Origin of the sequence: Pseudanabaena sp. 'Roaring Creek' (assembly GCF_001402795.1) — a bacterium.
GTDB lineage: Bacteria > Cyanobacteriota > Cyanobacteriia > Pseudanabaenales > Pseudanabaenaceae > Pseudanabaena.
Map to the genome: position 1 here is coordinate 1 of NZ_LIRE01000629.1, position 369 is coordinate 369.

Below are 369 nucleotides of genomic sequence, written 5' to 3' on the forward strand. Positions count from 1 at the left end.
CGCATAACCTATATGCCGCCCGCGAGCGACGAAACCACGGCGATATGCTGTCGAACTGTTCGCTGCAGAATTCATCGAAAGTTACATCGTAGGCACGAGCATGGAATTTAACCGCGCTGCGATGACATAACGTCCAGGAGCGTCCTATTCTGGCTGGCCAGGCCTGACGCCGTTTATCGACACTGCGTACGAGGAGCTTTACCCGCCAATGCGATTGATCTGGAAGTCATTCCGCTCGCTGTACTTCGCCACCCTGCTGATGTTGCTCGGCTCCGGTCTGCTCAGTACCTACCTGGCGCTGCGCCTGGCCGATACAGTGGACGGTCTGTGGGTCGGTGCACTGATGGCGGCCAACTATTTTGGCCTGGT

The 369-nt window shown here is 57.2% G+C and carries 1 pseudogene; it reads left to right on the top strand.

The features are described from left to right. Positions 1-208 precede the first annotated feature (208 nt). Positions 209-369, top strand: a pseudogene (locus AC805_RS27460) (MFS transporter); the annotation flags it as partial.